We start from the raw sequence: 17,451 nt of genomic DNA, 5'->3' as shown, positions 1-17,451 counted from the left end.
TTTTCGAGGGTTGGGTTATTCCTTGACGCTTCCGGCCGCGAGACCGGACTGCCAGTACTTCTGGAGCAGCAGGAAGGCCGCGATCAGCGGCACGATGGTGAGCAGCGAACCGGTGATCACCAGGTTGAAGATGACGTCACCGCCGATCGTCTGGGCCTGCGAGTTCCAGGCGTCCAGGCCCAGGGTCAGCGGGTACCAGTCGGGGTTCTTGAGCATGATCAGCGGCAGGAAGTAGTTGTTCCAGGTCGCGACCGTGGTGAACAGCAGGACCGTGACGACACCGGGGGCGAGCAGCGGCAGCGAGACCTGGAAGAAGGTGCGGATCTCGCCCGCTCCGTCGATCCGGGCGGCTTCGAGGAGTTCGCCGGGGATGGCCTCGGTGGCGAAGACCCACATCAGGTACAGGCCGAACGGCGACACCAGGGACGGGATGATCACCGCCCACGGGGTGTCGGTCAGGCCCATCTTGCTGAACATCAGGAACGTCGGCACCGCGAGGGCCGTACCGGGGACCGCGACGGCGCCGATGACCACGGCGAAGATGCCGCGCTTGCCGGGGAAGTTGAACTTCGCCAGCGCGTAGCCGCCGAGGATCGCCAGGAAGGTGGCCCCGCCGGCGCCGAGCACGACGTAGAGCAGGGTGTTCAGCAGCCACCGTACGAAGATGCCGTCGTGGTAGGTGAACGTGTCGTGGATGTTCGACCAGAGGGCGAAGTGGTGCGCGAACCACAGGCCGTTGGAGTCGGCGAGCCCCGACTGGGTCTTGGTGGAGCTGATGACCAGCCAGATCAGCGGCACCACGGCGTAGACCATGATCAGACCGGTGAGAACGGTCAGCAGCACGCTGCGCCTGGGGCGCCCGGGGCTGTGCTTCTTGCGGGGGGTGCGCAGCCGGGGCGCGCTCCGGGAGCCGCCGCCGGACGGTGCCGTCGCCGAGGCGGAGGCGGTGGTGACGGGGGTGCTCATGGTCAGGCTCCCTTGCGCATGCCGCGAAGCTGCACGACATAGGCGATGACCATGGTGATCAGGCCCATGATGATCGCGACCGCCGCGGAGTAGTTGTGCTGCTGGCCGTTGAAGGACAGCGAGTACGTGTAGAAGTTCGGGGTGTAGTCCGTGGTGATGGCGTTGCGCGCGATCGGCCGCAGGATGCTCGGCTCGTTGAAGAGCTGGAAGCTGCCGATGATCGAGAAGATCGTCGCGATGACCAGCGCGCCGCGGATCGCGGGGAGCTTGATGGCGGTGATGACGCGGAACTGCCCGGCGCCGTCGATCTCCGCGGCCTCGTACAGCGAGTTCGGGATGACCCGCAGCGCGGAGTAGAAGATCAGCATGTTGTAGCCGACGAACTCCCAGGTCACGATGTTGCCGATCGACGCCAGCACCAGGTGGGTGGAGAGCGGGTCGGGCAGTGTGACGCCGAAGGCGCTGTTGATGTCGCCCACCAGACCGAACTGGGTGCCGTACATGAAGCCCCACATCAGGGTGGCGACCACCGCGGGCACGGCGTACGGCAGGAAGATCGTGATCCGGAAGAAGTCCCGGCCGAAGAGCCGGCCGCTGTCCAGGGCGAGGGCCACGAACAGGGCGATGCCGAGCATGATCGGCACCTGGACCAGCAGGAACAGCGAGACCCGCTCCAGGGAGGACCAGAACTGGTCGTCCTGGAAGGCCTGGGTGTAGTTGTCCAGGCCGACGAAGTGGTTTCCGCCGATGAGCTGGTCCCGGTACAGGCTGAGATAGATCGAGTACACGATCGGAGCCAGGAAGACGAAGGCGAAGACCGCCGCGAAGGGGCCGATGAAACCCCACCCGGTCCAGGAGCGGCGGTCCCGTTTGGCCGTTGGCCGGACCGGGGGCCGTGTCTCGGCCACGGGGGGCTGAAGCGTCGTCATGTAGTTCCTCGCTCGTCCATCTCGGAACCGGCGTCACACGCCGTCGCGATGGTTGCGTAAACATCCAGGTCCGAGACGGTCTCGGCCTGTTATGTTTACGTAAACATCTGATGGCGGCATGTCTACACTGCCCCAATGTCGGTGGTCAAGGGCCGTTTGGTGAAACGTGCCCCACGCAATCGGATCGATAGGGGAGGGAGACGGGTGGACACAGCGCAGAGTGCCTCGGCCGGCACCGAGGAGCCCCGCAGACGCGGCGGAAAACGGTCCGTACGGCGCGCCCCGAGCGCGTCCATGGCCGATGTCGCACGACTGGCCGGCGTTTCCTCGCAGACCGTGTCGCGGGTGTCCAACGGTTACGCGGGTGTGAACGAGGAGACCCGGCAGCAGGTTCTCGCCGCCATGAAGGAACTCGGCTACCGGCCCAACAGCGCGGCCCGCGCCCTCAAGCGCGGTGAGTTCCGCACCATCGGCGTGATCACGTTCAACCTCTCCACCACCGGCAACATGCGCACCCTGGAGGCCATCGCCACCTCCGCCGCGCACGAGGGCTACGCCGTCACGCTGCTGCCGGTCGCCGTCCCCACTCAGGACGAGGTGCGCGGCGCCTTCTCCCGGCTCGGCGAACTCGCCGTGGACGCCGTCATCGCGATCATGGAGGTCCACCTCCTCGACGCGGCGACCATCTCGCTGCCGCCACACGTCCAGGTCGTCGTCGCCGACTCCGACGCGGGCGACCGCTACAGCGTGGTCGACACCGACCAGAACGGCGGGGCACGCGCGGCCGTACGCCATCTCCTCGACCTCGGCCACCGCACCGTCTGGCACCTCGCCGGACCCCAGGAGTCCTTCGCCGCCCAGCGCCGCGCCGACGCCTGGCGCGCCGAACTCACCGACGCGGGACGGCCCGTGCCCGCCGTGGTGCGCGGCGACTGGTCCGCCGAGTCCGGCTACCGCGTGGGCCTGGACCTCGCCCAACAGACCGACTGCACAGCGGTGTTCGCGGCCAACGACCAGATGGCCCTGGGCCTGCTGCGGGCCCTGCACGAGCGCGGGCGGCGCATCCCCGAGGACGTCAGCGTGATCGGCTTCGACGACATCCCCGAGGCCGGTTCCTTCCTGCCGCCCCTGACCACCGTCCACCAGGACTTCGCCGAGGTCGGCCGGCTGTGCGTGCAGGGTGTGCTGCGGCGCATGCGGGAGCGCGGCGACCAGCACGGCACCACCCTGGTGCCGACCGAACTCGTGGTGCGCGCCAGCACGGCGGCGCCCGCTCTCGCCGGGGACGAGTAGCGGGCGCGGGATCGCTCCGGCCCGCCTGAACGGGCGGGCCGGACAAGGGAGTTGCTCAGGCCGTCGTCTCCGGGCGGCCGGGCCGGGACCAGTGGGTGTGGAAGCTGCCGGAGCGGTCGGTGCGCCCGTAGGTGTGGGCGCCGAAGAAGTCGCGCTGCCCCTGGAGCAGGGCGGCCGGCAGCCGTTCGGCGCGCAGCGTGTCGTAGTGCGACAGCGCGGCGGAGAACGCCGGGACCGGGATGCCCCGGCGGGCCGCCGAGGCGACGACCTCGCGCCACGGGACCTGCGCGTCGCCGATCTCGCGCGCGAAGGTCTCCTCGCCGAGCAGGCTGACCAGCCCCGGGTCGGCCGTGTAGGCGGCGCGGATGCGGTTCAGGAAGGAGGCGCGGATGATGCAGCCGCCGCGCCAGATCCCGGCGACCGCGGCGAGGTCGATCGACCAGCCGTACTCGGTGGCCGCGTCCTGGATCATCTTCCAGCCCTGGTCGTAGGCGATGACCTTCGAGGCGTACAGCGCCTGCTCGACCTGGGCGGTGAAGCGCTCGGCCTCGGTGCGGCTGAGCGGGGGAGTGGTGCCGCCGGGCAGCCCCCGGTAGGCGGCGCGCAGGTCCGCCTGGCTGGAGGAGGCGCGGGCGAAGGTGGCCTGGGCGATGGCGGTGACCGGCGAACCCAGCTCCAGTGCGGTCTGCACGGTCCAGCGCCCGGTGCCCTTCTGGCCCGCCGCGTCCTTGACGATGTCGACGAACGCCCCGCCGGTCTCCGCGTCGGTGTGCGCCAGGACCTCGGCGGTGATCTCGATCAGGTACGAGCCGAGCCGCCCCTCGTTCCAGCGGCGGAAGACGTCCGCGATCTCGGCGGGCGGGTAGCCGCCGACCTGGCGCAGCAGGTCGTAGGCCTCGGCGATGAGCTGCATGTCCGCGTACTCGATGCCGTTGTGCACCATCTTCACGAAGTGCCCGGCGCCGTCCGTCCCGATGTGCGTGGAACAGGGCTCGCCGTCGACCTTCGCGCTGACCGACTCGAACATCGGACCCAGCACGGCGTACGACTCCGCCGAGCCGCCCGGCATGATCGACGGGCCGTTGAGCGCGCCCTCCTCGCCGCCGGATACCCCGGCGCCGACGAAGTGCAGGCCCTGTTCGCGCAGGGCGGCCTCACGGCGGCGGGTGTCGGCGAAGTGCGCGTTGCCGCCGTCGATGATCATGTCGCCGGGCTCCATCAGCGCGGCGAACTCGTCGATGACGGCGTCGGTGGCCGGACCGGCCTGCACCATGATCATCAGGCGGCGGGGGCGTTCGAGGGCGGCCACGAACTCCTCGGCCGTCTCGGCCGGGACGAAGGCACCCTCGTCGCCGTACTCCTTCATCAACTCGTGGGTGCGGTGCGGCGAGCGGTTGTGGACGGCGACCGTGTAGCCGTTGCGGGCGAAGTTGCGGGCCAGATTGCGGCCCATCACACCCAGGCCGGTGACGCCGATCTGCGCGGTGGCGTCGGCGGCGGAGCTGTTCGGTGCGGATGCGTTCATGGGGTGCCTGTTCTCCGAATTGGTGACGTGGCGGGTCGGCGCGGGGCGCCCATGACCGCTGGTACGTGCGCGATGGCGGATTGACTCGAAATTCCGCGTGATTGGGAGCGATCTTGTCGACCGCCGCACGGCGCGGACCGCCGGATGCGAAGATCGCTGCCCTGGGAGGGAGCGGCCATGGGCGAGACACGGGTGCGGTGCGCGACGTTCAACGTGCTGCACGGTCAGCTGATCCGTCCCGACGGCCGTCCGGCGGCCACCCGCCCCGAGGACCCCGCGGAGCCCCTCGCCGAGGCCGTCGCGTCCCTGGACGCCGATGTGCTGGCCCTCCAGGAGGTCGACCGCTTCCAGGAACGCTCCGGCCGCCTCGACCAGGCGGCGGTCGCCGCCGAGGCGCTGGGCGCCCGCGACTGGCGCTACGCGACGGCCCTGCACAGCCGTTTCGTACCGGACCGCGGCTGGGTAACCGACCCGTCCCAACCCGCGCTGCGCGTCCACGGCCCCGACGCCCTGGAGCCCGAACTCCCTTCCCAGGGTGTCGCGTTGCTCACCCGGCTGCCGGTCCGCGAATGGCGGGTGCTACGGCTCTCCCCGGGCCCGCTGGCCGTGCCGCTGAGGGTCGCCGGGCGGGCCGCTCCCGTGCTGGCCCGCGATCAGCCCCGGGCCGCGCTGGCCGCCGTACTGGAAGGCCCGCAGGGGCCGTTCACCGCGGTGGCGGTGCATCTGTCCTTCGTGCCGGGCTGGAACATCGGCCAGCTCCGCGCCGTGCGCCGCTGGATCGAGGAGCTGCCCCGACCCCGGGTGCTGATGGGCGACTTCAACTTCTTCGGCGCCCTTCCCCGGCTCACCCTGAACGCGACCGCGCCACGCGGCTGGCGGAGTGCGGCCCGGCAGGCGACCTTCCCCTCGCACCGGCCGCTCGTCCAGCTCGACCACATCATGACGGCGGGGCTCGGCGCGGACGCGGTGGGGGCGGTGGACGTGCCGCGGGCGGAGATCTCCGATCACCGGCCGCTGGTGGTGGACCTGTCGCTGTGAGTCAGTTCCACAGCGGGTAGGTCACGGTGTGCTGGAACTTGTCCGGCCGCGCCCCGGGGTACGTGAGGGTGATCTCGCCGTACTGCCGCAGCCCCGGATGCCGCTTCCAGGTCTGCGCGGAGTCCAGCCGCACGGTCACCGGGAAGGAGTGGAACCTGCCTGCCGCGCAATAGGGTTTGCAGTCGTTCACCACGTTCACGCCCGTGGCCGTCGCGGAGTCGGCGTTCCAGTCCGTCCAACGCAGCTGTGTCAGACGGCTGTTGCCGTCGCCGCAGGCCAGCATGAAGTCGGTGGGACGCACCTCGGGATGCCACAGGCAGTCGACCAGCACGGTGTCCCGGAACTGCCGGTGGGCGGTCACCGGCGCCGTGTCCTGGGCCGCCGACGAGGTGCCGACGGCCGGCCCGAGCAGGGCGGCGGCACAGAGCGTGACGACTCCGACCATGGTGTGCTTGTACATGTCCGCTCCCGGCCGCCCGATCGTCCTCGTCGCCCCGCACCCGCACCGGCGGTGGCCCGCCTGCCGGGGCGCGGTCGTCGTGTCCCTCTCGACGCTACGACCGTGCTCCAGGATGCACCACTCGTACGGGCCGCCGGCACGGTTGGCCGGGAGTGATCCGAGGTGTGCGGTCGGGGCCGGGAAATGCCCGGCCCCGACCGGATCACGCGGGGCGTACGGCGCCCCGGATGGCGGCGGAACCGGCGTAGAAGATCGACTCCTCGCGGATCGGAGTGCCGGGGCTCGGCGCGTGGATCATCAGTCCGTTGCCGGTGTAGAGGCCGACGTGGTCGACGCTGTCGTAGAAGAAGATCAGGTCGCCGGCGCGGATGTCCGTGAGCGGGACGAGGGCGCCCGAGCCCGACTGTTCCTGGGCGGTGCGCGGGAGCAGGACGCCCGCGGCCTTCCAGGCGGCCTGGGTGAGGCTGGAGCAGTCGTACGCGTCCGGTCCCGCCGCGCCCCACAGGCAGGGCCTGCCGATCTGTGCGCGCGCGAAGGCGAGGGCGGTGGCGGTCTTGCTCTGGGTGCCGGCGTCCGGTGCGGTGGGGGCGGGAGCGGGGATCACCGCGACGGGCGCCGGGGCCTGGACCGGAGGGAGCGTGACTTCCGGCGCCGGGGGCGCGAGCGTGGGGGCGACGGACGGTGCCGCGGCGAACGAGACCTCGGGGGCGGGGGCGGTCGGCTGCCACTGCTGCTCCGGCGGGCGCCAGGACGGCTCCGGCGCGGGCTGCCAGGCGGGCTGGGGCGAGGGCTGCTGCGGGATCAGCGGTATCTGCCCGGTGGACCAGACCGGTTGCTCGGCCACGACCGGCATCTGCCCCGTCGACCAGAGCTGTTGCTCGGTCACCGCAGGGAACTGACCGGTGGACCAAGTCTGTTGCTCCGCCACCACCGGCATCTGGCCGGTCGCCCAAGGCTGTTGCTCGGTCACCACGGGCATCTGGCCTGTCGACCAGGGCTGTTGCTGGGTCACCACGGGCATCTGCCCCGTGGACAACGCGGCCTCCGGGGTGGACCAGGCCGTCTCCGGGGGCGGCCAGGTGGCGCCCGTCGGCGTGGCCTCGGTGCGCGGCGAGCCGATCGACGGGAGCAGATCCAGGCTCGCGGTGAGCGGGTCGAACGCCGCCGCGGGGGCGGTCGCGAACTGCTGTGGTGCCATGACGCGCGAGGCCGGCATCTCGACGGCCGGAGCGGGCGGTACCGGCGGCAGGTCGAGGACGGTCGCCGTCGGCGTCTGCGCCATCTGGGCCTGAGCCATCTGTGCCATCTGGGCGAGCTGCGACATCTGCGGCGGCTGCGGTGCTTGCGCCTGCGGCACCTGCGTCTGCGTCATCTGTGCCAGCTGCGGCATCTGTGCCGTCATGGGCGACTGCTGAGCCTGCGGTGCGGCGGGCGGCAGCGCGGCGATGGGTGCCGGGGCCGACTCCGGTGCGGAGGGCGTGAGTTGAGGTGCGGTGGTGGTGCCCATGGTCAGCTCGGCCATGGCGCGGCCGGACTGCGCTTCGAGCGCACGGCCGGCGCCCTCGGGCTCAGGACGCCGTTCGGGCCGCTCGGAGCGTTCGGGGCGGGACTCGGCCGGGCGGGCCTGCGCCCTGCCGGGCGGCAGGGCCGCCGGTACGGTCGGGCCCAGCTGGGTGCGGGCGCGGTCGAACAGCTGCCGGGTGACGGCTTCGACGGCGGGGTCGGAAGGACGTGACGCGCTGGGGCGGGATTCGACGCGCTTGCGCGGTTTCCCCGACATCGCACGCGTGGCGTTGTAGGTCCCGGTGGCCGTCTCGGCCCTGTCGTAAAGGGAGTTGATCCGCCGCTGGACTTCGTCACGGCTGGGTCGGTCTTCCACGGTGGGGCCACTGCCTCCGGTGCGCGTACCTCGTTCTGCCGGCATGGCAGACGTGCTCCTTCCGTATCGCGCCTACCGGGTTAGCTGTCGGGTTCGGGCGGCGATCACGGAAGGTTTGCCCTACGACCCTTGCCCACAGGGGCAGTTGGGTCGATTCACCCCAAGTCGGTTGGGTCCCCGGCTCCGGTTGCCGCGAGCGGCGCGCCGGACTCAACGCAAGCCGCGCGGCCCGGCGCTGATCGCCGGAGTAGGTCGTACGGCCTGAGCGTCAACTTAGCCAACGTGTGTGCCTCGTGTGAAGGTTGAAGCGCGATATGTCCGATACGTTTTTGTGACCTTTACCTCGCCCTGGTGCACCGAAGGGCCGGGTGGCCGCCGGGTCGGGTGATCCATAAGAGGTCGCTATGAATTTCTGGGACGGTTGAACACACCGGGTTCCGGCTCCGTATTGGGTCGGGGGATTTCCATGCCGGGACGAGCCGGGCCGACCGATACGCGTAGGAGCAACTTCCTTGGCACGCAACACGCGCAGACGCCCCACGGGCGCACGACGCGCGACGATGGCAGCAGTCGCCCTGATGCTGGGCGGCGGAGGACTGGTGGCGGCGAACGTCTACGCGTCGGCGTCCGAAGGCGGTTGGGGCGGTGACTCCGCCCAGCAAGGGTCTCCGGACGCGGCGTCGCGCGGCGCGACGATCGACTGCCCGGACATCGGCACCCAGTTGACGACGGTGCCCGCCGGGGCGAAGACCGACGTCGACAAGGAACTCGCGCTTCTGGACCAGCAGATAACCGAGGCCTACCAGAAACTCCAGGACTCCAGGGACGCCATCCGGCAGGACGCGTCCTTCGCCGACAACGCGATCATGAATCCGCTGAAGGAGAAGCGGGCCGCGACCATCGGGCGGATCGACGACGCCATCGGGCGCGTCGGGGACCGGCCGCAGGGACTCGACGCGCTCGCCGCGTGCACCCTGATCGCACCCAAGAACGACACCGGCGACCAGGGTGACCAGGGTGGCGACGGCGGCGATCAGAGCGCCGGTTCCAGCGCGAGTGCCAGTGCCGGCGGCCAGGGCGGTCAGGGCCAGCAGGGCAACGGGCAGTCCACCAACGGGCCCGTCGCCTCGGACTACGCGGACATCACCTCCGTACAGCCGAACGTGAACGCTCCGCAGGAGCAGGCCAACGCCTCGCGCGGTACGTTCGTCACCGCCTGCGGGGTGAACGCCAACGGCCTGTTCAACTCGGACAACGTGATCGTCGCGCCCGGTGTCTCCAACGGCGCGCACCACTTCCACGACTACATCGGCAACCAGTCCAACAACGCCTTCGCGAGCGACCAGGATCTGGCGAACGCCGACACGAGCTGTGAGAACCCGGGCGACAAGTCCACTTACTACTGGCCCGTGTTGCGCCTCCAGAACGGCAAGCAGGAGAGCGACGCCGACAAGCCCGGCGGCGGCACCGAGGGCAACTCCGGTGAGATCGTCACGGCCAAGCAGGTCACGCTGACCTTCGAGGGCAACCCGCAGAGCAAGGTCGTCGCGATGCCGCGCCTGCTACGCATCATCACCGGCGACGCGAAGGCCTTCGTCAACGGCCCGGCCAACGCCAACGCCTCCTGGAGCTGCACCGGGTTCGAGGACCGGCAGCTCAAGGACAAGTACCCGCTGTGCCCGGCGGGCAGCGACGTGGTGCGCACCTTCAAGTTCCAGAGCTGCTGGGACGGCCGCAACATCGACAGCGCCAACCACCGCACCCACGTGGCCTTCGAGGCCGCGGACGGCGCCTGCCCGGCCGGCTTCGAGGCCATTCCGCAGCTGGTGCAGCGGATCGTCTACGCCGTCGACGCGCCGAGCCTCCAGGACGGCGGCAAGACGACCCCGCTGTTCGCGGTGGACTCCTTCCCCGAGCAGCAGCACAAGCCCGTCACCGACCACGGCGACTTCATCAACGTCTTCGACGAGGGCCTGATGAACGACATGGTCACCTGCATCAACAACGGCCAGAAGTGCGGCGCCGGCACGGACAACGACCCGGGATCGGGCGGCGGTTCGGGCAACGGTGGTGGCAATGGCGGCGGCAACGGCAACGGCAACGGCAATGGTGCGGGCGGCGGTTCGGGTGAGCCGCAGGAGTCCCCGACGGCCACTGAGTCCGCTACGCCGACGGCCACCGCGACCGCGTCCGACGAGCCCGCGGGGAACGGCGGCAACGGCGGGAATGGTGGGAACAGCGGAAACGGCGGCAATGGCGGCAACGGTGGCGGCGACGACCAGCCCACCGCCGAGCCCACCACGAGCGCTCCGGACACCGCGACCACCGACCCCGGTTCACTGACCACCGCGGTCGCGATCCCCAAGGCCGACACGAAGACCGAGGGCGCCAAGTCGACGCCGACGCAAGGCGGTTCGGACGACAACGCGGCCACCGGCGGTGAGGTCGGGAGCGCCGTGCAGACACCGCCCGACACGTCCTCGGGCGGCGAGAGCTACGCGGCCGTGGGCCCGAACCAGCCGCAGGCGCAGGGCGGTCTGGCCGAGACGGGCGCGAACCTGTGGCCGGCGATGGCCGGAGCGCTGCTGCTCGTCGCCGGATTCGTGGTGCTGTACCGGGGCAAGCGCAGCACTCGCTGACACCCCCGCCCGGCTGTGACCGACGACGGCCCGGCCGCCCCCTCACGGGGGTGGCCGGGCCGTCGTGCGTACCGCGTGGCCGGACGGTCAGACGGCCGGTGCCGGGTACGTCGGGTACTCGACCCCGGAGACGTGCTGCACGACCCGGACGACCTGGCAGGAGTAGCCGAACTCGTTGTCGTACCAGAGGTAGAGGATGGCGTTGTCGCCGTCGACCTTGGTGGCGCCCGCGTCGATGATCGAGGCGTGGCGCGAGCCCATGAAGTCGCTCGACACGGCGTCGGGGGCGGTGGTGAAGTCGATCTGCCGCTTGAGCGGGGACTTCAGCGAGACGTCGCGCAGGTGGTCCAGGACCTCGGTGCGGGTGGTCTCGCGGCCGAGCCGCAGGCTGAGGATGGCGATCGAGACGTCCGGCACCGGGACCCGGATCGAGCTGCCGGTGATCGGCGCCTTGAGGTCCGGCAGCGCCTTGGCGACGGCGGACGCGGCACCGGTCTCGGTGATCACCATGTTCAGCGGCGCCGAACGGCCGCGACGGTCGGCCTTGTGGTAATTGTCCAGCAGGTTCTGGTCGTTGGTGAACGAGTGCACGGTCTCCACATGGCCGCGCAGCACACCGTACTCGTCGGCCATCGCCTTCAGCGGCGGCACGATCGCGTTGGTGGTGCAGGACGCGCAGGACAGGATCTGCTCGTCCGGCTTGATCGTGTCGTGGTTGACGCCGTGCACGATGTTGGGGACGTCGCCCTTGCCGGGCGCGGTCAGCACGACCTTGTCGATCCCGGGCCGCAGATGCTGCGAAAGCCCTTCCCGGTCACGCCACTTGCCGGTGTTGTCGATGAGGATGGCGTCCTTGACGCCGTACGCCGTGTAGTCGACCTCGGAGGGGTCGTTGGCGTAGATCACCTTGATCTCGTTGCCGTTGGCGACGATCGTGCCGCTGGCCTCGTCGACGGTGATCGTGCCCTGGAACTGGCCGTGGATCGAGTCGCGGCGCAGCAGCGAGGCGCGCTTGACGATGTCCTGCTCGCCGCCCCGCCGTACGACGATGGCGCGCAGCCGCAGTCCGTTGCCCGAGCCGGCCTTCTCGATGAGCAGGCGGGCGACGAGACGCCCGATGCGGCCGAAGCCGTACAGGACGACGTCACGTCCCTCACGGAACGCGATCTTGTTGGCGCCGGTGGCACCCGCGACGGCCTCGGCGGTGAACTGCTCGGCGGTCAGGCCGCGTTCGTCGCCCCGGTGGGTCGCGGCGAGCATGCCGATGTCGATCTGGGAGGGACCCAGGTCGAGCGTGGTGAGGGCCCGCAGATACGGCAGGGTCTCGGTGACGGAGAGTTCCTCGCCGTCGATCTGGCGGGCGAACCGGTGGGTCTTGAGGATGCTGACCACCGACTTGTTGACCAGGGAGCGGCTGTGCAGCAGGACCGTGACGTCCCGCTCGCGGTGCAGCTTCCCGATCATCGGGATCATCGACTCCGCGATCTCCTCACGGTTCTTCCAGTTGGTGAACGAGTCCTCGTTGACAGGCACAGGTTTCTCTTTCGAGCTAGACGGCGCTCATATGCTAACCCGCTGTTCATCCGTTCTTCGGACGGGGGTGCCGCCCGGCCCCTGGGCCGCCGCCAGAAATGCCGTGAGGGCCCTGCCGACGCTCGTCGGCAGGGCCCTCACGGGGGTGGTACTGGTGTCGCTCAGTGCTGGTGCCGGCCCCTACGAGTCCTGGGGCACGCTGCCGCCCAGCAGCGCCGACGCGTTCTCGAACGGCGTGAGCGTGTGCACCGGCACGGCCTCGGGCACGGCGTGGCAGGTGAAGCCGAGCCGGGTCATGGCCCGGACGACCTCGCCGCTGGTGAAGTCGCGCGGGTCCTGCCGGGTGACGAGCCGCCCCACCTGCTTCACGGGGTAGCGGCGCCGCCCGATGGTCACGGACTCACCCGTGACCAGCTCGGGCTTGATGCCCTTCATCGTCTCCAGCACGCCCTGCTTGGTGAGCTCGAAGGGATACCGGGCGATGACACAACGCATGTTGCCTCACAGAGAGAAGGAGTGACCGTCCGAACAGGCCCGTGGAGAGCCGGAGTTGAGCGCTGCGAGCCTCAGGCCGCCGGGCCGAACGACGAGCGTCGCTGCCCTCGGCCCGCGCCGCCGCCGGCACTGTTGCCGCCGTTGCCGCGACGGGCCGTGCCGCCGCCGGTCCGGCCCTCGGTGGAGGGACGGCCGCCACGACGGCCGCGCGACGACGAGGAGGTGCCGCGGCGGGTGCGCTCGCGCTGCTCCACGACCGGTGCGGCGATGACGACCGGGACGCCGGAGGGGGCCTGGGCGCCCGTGATCCGGGTCAGCTCCTCCTCGCCCGACCGCACCGAGGTGACCTCCGGGGTGACACCGGCCGCGGTCATCAGGCGGGTGAAGTCACGGCGCTGGTCGGGAGTGACCAGCGTGACGACACTGCCGGACTCGCCCGCACGGGCCGTACGGCCGCCGCGGTGCAGATAGTCCTTGGGGTCGGTGGGCGGGTCGACGTTGACGACCAGGTCGAGGTTGTCGACGTGGATGCCGCGGGCCGCGACATTGGTCGCCACCAGCGCCGTCACGTGCCCGTCCTTGAACTGGGCGAGGGTGCGGGTGCGCTGCGGCTGGGACTTGCCGCCGTGCAGCCCGGCCGCGCGGACGCCGTTGTTCAGCAGGTGCTTGACCAGCTTGTCCACCGCGTGCTTGGTGTCCAGGAACATGATGACGCGGCCGTCGCGTGCCGCGATCTCGGTGGTCGCCCGCTGCTTGTCCGTGCCGTGGATGTGCAGGACGTGGTGCTCCATCGTGGTGACCGCGCCCGCGGAGGGGTCGACGGAGTGCACGACGGGGTCGGTCAGGTAGCGGCGGACCAGGAGGTCCACATTGCGGTCCAGGGTGGCCGAGAACAGCATCCGCTGCCCGCCCGGCTGCACCTGGTTCAGCAGGCCGGTGACCTGGGGCATGAAGCCCATGTCGGCCATCTGGTCGGCCTCGTCGAGGACGGTGATGGTGACGTTGTCCAGCCGGCAGTCGCCGCGGTCGATCAGGTCCTTGAGCCGTCCCGGCGTGGCGACCACGACCTCCGCGCCACCGCGCAGCGCCCCGGCCTGGCGGCCGATCGACATACCGCCGACGACGGTCGTCATCCGCACGCTGACGGCGCGGGCGTACGGGGTGAGCGCGTCGGTGACCTGCTGGGCCAGCTCGCGGGTCGGGACGAGGACGAGCGCGAGCGGCTGACGCGGCTCGGCCCGGCGGCCCGCCGTACGGGCCAGCATCGCGAGGCCGAAGGCGAGGGTCTTGCCCGAGCCGGTCCGGCCGCGGCCGAGAACGTCGCGCCCGGCAAGGGAATTGGGGAGAGTGGTCGCCTGGATCGGGAACGGGACGGTGACGCCCTCGTGGCCGAGCGCGGCCAACAGCTTGGCGGGCATGTCGAGTTCGGCGAACGACTCCACGGCGGGCAGACCCGGGGTCACCGTCTTCGGGAGCGCGAACTCGCCCTGCGGCGCGACCGGTCGGCCGCTGCCGCCCTTGGAGCGACGCGGAGCGCCGGAGCGACTGCCGGCCGGAGCCGCCGAACGGTAGCCGGCGCTCTTTCCGGATTCCGGATTTCCATTGCGCTTTCGCGCGAAGCGATCATTCGTACGTGCGCGGTTCAATGTGGAACCTTCCTTGATATGGCACGTATCAAGGAATTCCCGCGGTGATTGAGCGGCGCAGAGAATCGCAAGAACGAGCCGGTGGCTTCGGCGGAATAAGGCCGAAGCATGGAAAATGCAGCGAGCTGGGGCCCGCACCCCAAGGTGCGGGCCCCAGCTGCGAAGTCGATGTCCGTGTTACGCAGGGACGATGTTCTCGGCCGTCGGGCCCTTCTGGCCCTGCGCGATGTCGAAGGTCACCTTCTGACCCTCCTGGAGCTCACGGAAGCCCTGGGCGACGATGTTGGAGTAGTGGGCGAAGACGTCGGCGCCGCCGCCGTCCTGCTCGATGAAGCCGAAACCCTTTTCCGAGTTGAACCACTTCACGGTGCCGCTGGCCATTTTGTTCTCCTTCGGGGCGGTCAGCGGAGTCCGCACTGTGCGGGCTCCGTGTCGCCGTGATGATCACCCCGCCGGAAAAGAATCCGGACACACAAAAAAATGCTCCACCGCTTCGGAGGGCGGTGTGGGCATCTGAAGGGTTTGGCAACCACAACTGCAACTGAGATCAAGAGTAGCACGGCGCGATCGTGAGTGTGCGGCCGTGAATTCCGTTTCTCATGCCGCGAACATAGATATTCGCTGATCCGGGCGCGATGCGGGAGTGCGGCCGATGCGGCCCGGACCCCTTCGAGGAGTTCGTCGAAGGGGTCCGGGCCGCACACCGTGTGGACGGCTCACCACGGCCGTTCACCGTGCGCCGGGTGCCGCTGCGGTCTCAGGGCTTGACGGGACGCCCCCGGCCCCACGCCCACGCGAGCCGGTCCGCGCCGGACTGGTTGGTCGTCGCGAGCCAGGGACGGGCCGCGTCGCCGATGAGCTTCTGGATCGAGTACGTGTCGTCGGTGCGCAGACCGGGCCAGTACACGGAACCCATGCCGAGCTTGCGGAAGGTGTCGGTGTCGGCCTGGATGAAGTTGACCGAATTGTCGGTGGGCGTGGGCACGTTGTAGTTCAGGCCCGTGGTCATCGGGGCGCCGAACTCGTCGGCCACCGTACGGTTCGCGCAGGTGCCGAGCCGCTCCTTGAGGTCGCTCACCCACTGGTCGTAGGTCGCGTAGTCCTTCCAGAAGCCGTAGTGGTGCAGGGAGAGGTAGGTGCCCTTCAGGCGCGGGTCGGCGCAGACCGTGGTGACGTGGTCGTTGTAGCCGGCGCCGCTCACGAACACCCGGTCGCGCGGCACTTGGGAGTAGGTGTCGAGCCACTTGGCGGCGATGTCGGCCCACTCGGTGTCGGTGTAGCCGTGCGGCTCGTTCATCGGCTCGAAGTAGACCCGCTGGTTGTGCTGGTACGCCTTCACCACGGTGTTCCACATGGGCCAGTACGTGGCCTGGTCGTCGATGAAGCCGTCCTTGTTGGCGCCCGTCCCCTCCCAGTACGACACGATGACCTTGAAGCCCTGGGCCGTCGCCGCGTCGATGACACCGCGGTACGACTTCCAGTAACTGCCGTTCACCGTGTACGGGTTGATGGGCAGCCGCACCGTGTTGGCGCCGAGGTTGGCGCGGAAGGCCGCGATGACACGGGTCGCCTTGGTGTACGTCTGGGCGTAGGTGTCGGTGAGCGACAGACCGGACAGGACGACCGGGTCGTCGGCGTAATTGTCGCGCGGGTCGGCCCAGTTGACGCCCTTGAACTGGGACGTGTTCTTGCTCGGCGCGGCGGAGGCGGGAGTGCCGGCCAGCGTGGTGCCGGTGACCGCGGCGATCGCGACGGCCACGAAGGTGGCGCGCAGACGGGTTCTGGCGGGGATGGTGCGCATCGACTTGCCCTTTCAGGTATGGCGGCTCGGCGCATGGCGGGGCATGCGTGCGGCTGAGCGGCCGTCGGAACAGAGACCGGGCGGGACGGCGGTGTCGGCTCACCGTCTCCGGGCCCGGTGGGCTCGGTGTGGGGGAGTAGGGGAGTGGGGTGCGGCTGTCCCGCTGCTCGCTGGGAGCCTCCTGTTCTCCGTCCAGCACCGGCCGCGTCGAGATGTTTGCGTAAACATCCTTGGGTCGGAAGCCTGACCGGATCTGTCGGCCGGCTCGGCCCTGGAGATGTTTACGCAAACATGGCGGCGCCGGAATCGTGGCATCCGGCACCGCCGTCGTCAAGGTTTCCCGCACGTAACGTCGTTGGAGGTGCGCGGAGCCGCTACGGCTTGATGCCCACCCCGGTCCACAGGCTGACCTTGGCGTCCGTGGGCGCGTCCGCCTCGGAACGTTCCTCGCTCACGGGCTCGGGGCGCCAGCGGTGCGCGACCGCGACGCCCGGGTCGAGCAGCTCCAGCCCGGTGAAGAAACGCGCGACCTCGTCCTGGGTGCGGACCTTGACCGGTGTCCCGCCCGCCTCGTAGATCGCGACGACCTTCGCCCAGGCCTCCGGGTCGAAGTCCGCGGTGACGTGGCTGATGGCCAGGGCGCTGCCCGAGGGGAGGACCGACAGCAGCCGCTCCACGATGCCGTACGGGTCCTGTTCGTCGGTGACGAAGTGCAGCAGCGCGTTGAGGGACAGCGCGATCGGCTGGTCGAAGTCGAGTATCTCGGCCACTTCGGGGGAGTTGAGCAGCATGTCGGGGGAGTTGACGTCCGCCTGCACATACGCGGTGCGGCCCTGCTTGGTGCTGCGCATCAGACGCTCGGCGTACTTCAGCACCAGCGGGTCGTTGTCGGCGTAGACCACCCGGGCCTCGGGCACCACGGACTGGGCGACCTGGTGCAGGTTCGGCTCGGTGGGTATGCCGGTGCCGATGTCGAGCCACTGGCGGATGCCGTGCTCCCGGGCCAGGGCGCGGGTGGCGCGGTGCATGAACGCGCGGTTCTCCCGGGCGGCGACGAAGACGCCGGTGAAGACACCCGAGACCGACTCGGCCGCCTGCTTGTCGACCTCGAAGTGGTCCTTGCCGCCCAGGTAGTAGTCGTACATGCGGGCGGAGTGCGGCCTGCTGGTGTCGATGTCCCGCGTGGCGTGGGGGTTGGTCATGCTGTCCCTCTCAAGTGGTGTTCATCGGCGTCTCGGGCAGGTCGC

General features: G+C 70.0%; 14 protein-coding genes and 1 riboswitch. Of the genes, 3 read left to right on the top strand and 11 right to left on the bottom strand.

Annotated features, from left to right (window positions below):
- Window positions 1-15: 15 nt before the first annotated feature.
- Both ACIQPR_RS22900 and ACIQPR_RS22895 read right to left on the bottom strand, forming a co-directional pair.
- On the bottom strand, window positions 16-966 hold the full coding sequence (locus ACIQPR_RS22900) for a carbohydrate ABC transporter permease (RefSeq protein WP_403651143.1): 951 nt from the start codon (window positions 964-966) through the stop codon (window positions 16-18).
- A gap of 2 nt (window positions 967-968) precedes the next feature.
- Complete coding sequence (locus ACIQPR_RS22895; protein ID WP_403651141.1) at window positions 969-1,895, bottom strand: carbohydrate ABC transporter permease; 927 nt, start codon at window positions 1,893-1,895, stop codon at window positions 969-971.
- Between the two features lie 204 nt (window positions 1,896-2,099).
- On the opposite strand from ACIQPR_RS22895, the gene ACIQPR_RS22890 reads away from it, so the two are divergent.
- On the top strand, window positions 2,100-3,188 hold the full coding sequence (locus ACIQPR_RS22890; RefSeq protein WP_403651139.1) for a LacI family DNA-binding transcriptional regulator: 1,089 nt from the start codon (window positions 2,100-2,102) through the stop codon (window positions 3,186-3,188).
- A 55-nt stretch (window positions 3,189-3,243) separates the two neighbouring features.
- On the opposite strand, the gene gndA is transcribed toward ACIQPR_RS22890, so the two are convergent.
- Window positions 3,244-4,713, bottom strand: coding sequence for an NADP-dependent phosphogluconate dehydrogenase (gene gndA, locus ACIQPR_RS22885; protein WP_403651137.1), 1,470 nt, complete (start codon window positions 4,711-4,713; stop codon window positions 3,244-3,246).
- Between the two features lie 177 nt (window positions 4,714-4,890).
- Here gndA and ACIQPR_RS22880 point away from each other — a divergent pair, with 177 nt between their 5' ends.
- Entirely contained in the window at window positions 4,891-5,751 is an 861-nt protein-coding gene (locus tag ACIQPR_RS22880; RefSeq protein WP_403651136.1) for an endonuclease/exonuclease/phosphatase family protein, read from the top strand.
- 1 nt (window position 5,752) lies between these two features.
- Here the strand turns inward: ACIQPR_RS22880 and ACIQPR_RS22875 are convergent, their stop codons facing one another.
- Together ACIQPR_RS22875 and ACIQPR_RS22870 are read right to left on the bottom strand one after the other, a co-directional pair.
- Window positions 5,753-6,211, bottom strand: a complete 459-nt coding sequence (locus ACIQPR_RS22875; protein WP_403651134.1) for a hypothetical protein — start codon at window positions 6,209-6,211, stop codon at window positions 5,753-5,755.
- Between the two features lie 202 nt (window positions 6,212-6,413).
- Complete coding sequence (locus tag ACIQPR_RS22870) at window positions 6,414-8,135, bottom strand: NlpC/P60 family protein (RefSeq protein ID WP_403651133.1); 1,722 nt, start codon at window positions 8,133-8,135, stop codon at window positions 6,414-6,416.
- 8 nt (window positions 8,136-8,143) lie between these two features.
- Window positions 8,144-8,302: riboswitch (cyclic di-AMP (ydaO/yuaA leader) on the bottom strand.
- Between the two features lie 348 nt (window positions 8,303-8,650).
- On the opposite strand from ACIQPR_RS22870, the gene ACIQPR_RS22865 reads away from it, so the two are divergent.
- Window positions 8,651-10,729, top strand: coding sequence for a DUF1996 domain-containing protein (locus ACIQPR_RS22865; RefSeq protein ID WP_403651493.1), 2,079 nt, complete (start codon window positions 8,651-8,653; stop codon window positions 10,727-10,729).
- Window positions 10,730-10,816: 87 nt separating this feature from the next.
- Here the strand turns inward: ACIQPR_RS22865 and ACIQPR_RS22860 are convergent, their stop codons facing one another.
- The 6 genes from ACIQPR_RS22860 to ACIQPR_RS22835 form a co-directional block, all read right to left on the bottom strand.
- Complete coding sequence (locus ACIQPR_RS22860) at window positions 10,817-12,262, bottom strand: glyceraldehyde-3-phosphate dehydrogenase (RefSeq protein WP_403651131.1); 1,446 nt, start codon at window positions 12,260-12,262, stop codon at window positions 10,817-10,819.
- A 180-nt stretch (window positions 12,263-12,442) separates the two neighbouring features.
- Window positions 12,443-12,757 carry an SCO5918 family protein gene (locus ACIQPR_RS22855; RefSeq protein ID WP_403651130.1) on the bottom strand — a complete coding sequence of 105 codons (315 nt, stop codon included), beginning with the start codon at window positions 12,755-12,757 and terminating at the stop codon, window positions 12,443-12,445.
- Window positions 12,758-12,828: 71 nt separating this feature from the next.
- Entirely contained in the window at window positions 12,829-14,403 is a 1,575-nt protein-coding gene (locus ACIQPR_RS22850) for a DEAD/DEAH box helicase (protein WP_403651128.1), read from the bottom strand.
- A 177-nt stretch (window positions 14,404-14,580) separates the two neighbouring features.
- Window positions 14,581-14,784, bottom strand: a complete 204-nt coding sequence (locus tag ACIQPR_RS22845) for a cold-shock protein (RefSeq protein ID WP_366315437.1) — start codon at window positions 14,782-14,784, stop codon at window positions 14,581-14,583.
- A gap of 376 nt (window positions 14,785-15,160) precedes the next feature.
- Window positions 15,161-16,204: a glycoside hydrolase family 5 protein gene (locus ACIQPR_RS22840; RefSeq protein ID WP_403651126.1), complete on the bottom strand. Its 1,044-nt coding sequence runs from the start codon at window positions 16,202-16,204 to the stop codon at window positions 15,161-15,163.
- A 374-nt stretch (window positions 16,205-16,578) separates the two neighbouring features.
- Window positions 16,579-17,406, bottom strand: coding sequence for an SAM-dependent methyltransferase (locus ACIQPR_RS22835; RefSeq protein ID WP_403651125.1), 828 nt, complete (start codon window positions 17,404-17,406; stop codon window positions 16,579-16,581).
- Between the last annotated feature and the right edge of the window lie 45 nt (window positions 17,407-17,451).

It is taken from the genome of Streptomyces sp. NPDC091280, assembly GCF_044768565.1.
Classification (GTDB): Bacteria; Actinomycetota; Actinomycetes; order Streptomycetales; family Streptomycetaceae; genus Streptomyces.
Note: the sequence above shows the minus strand (reverse complement) of the source record. Positions and strands in the feature narration are given on the sequence as shown.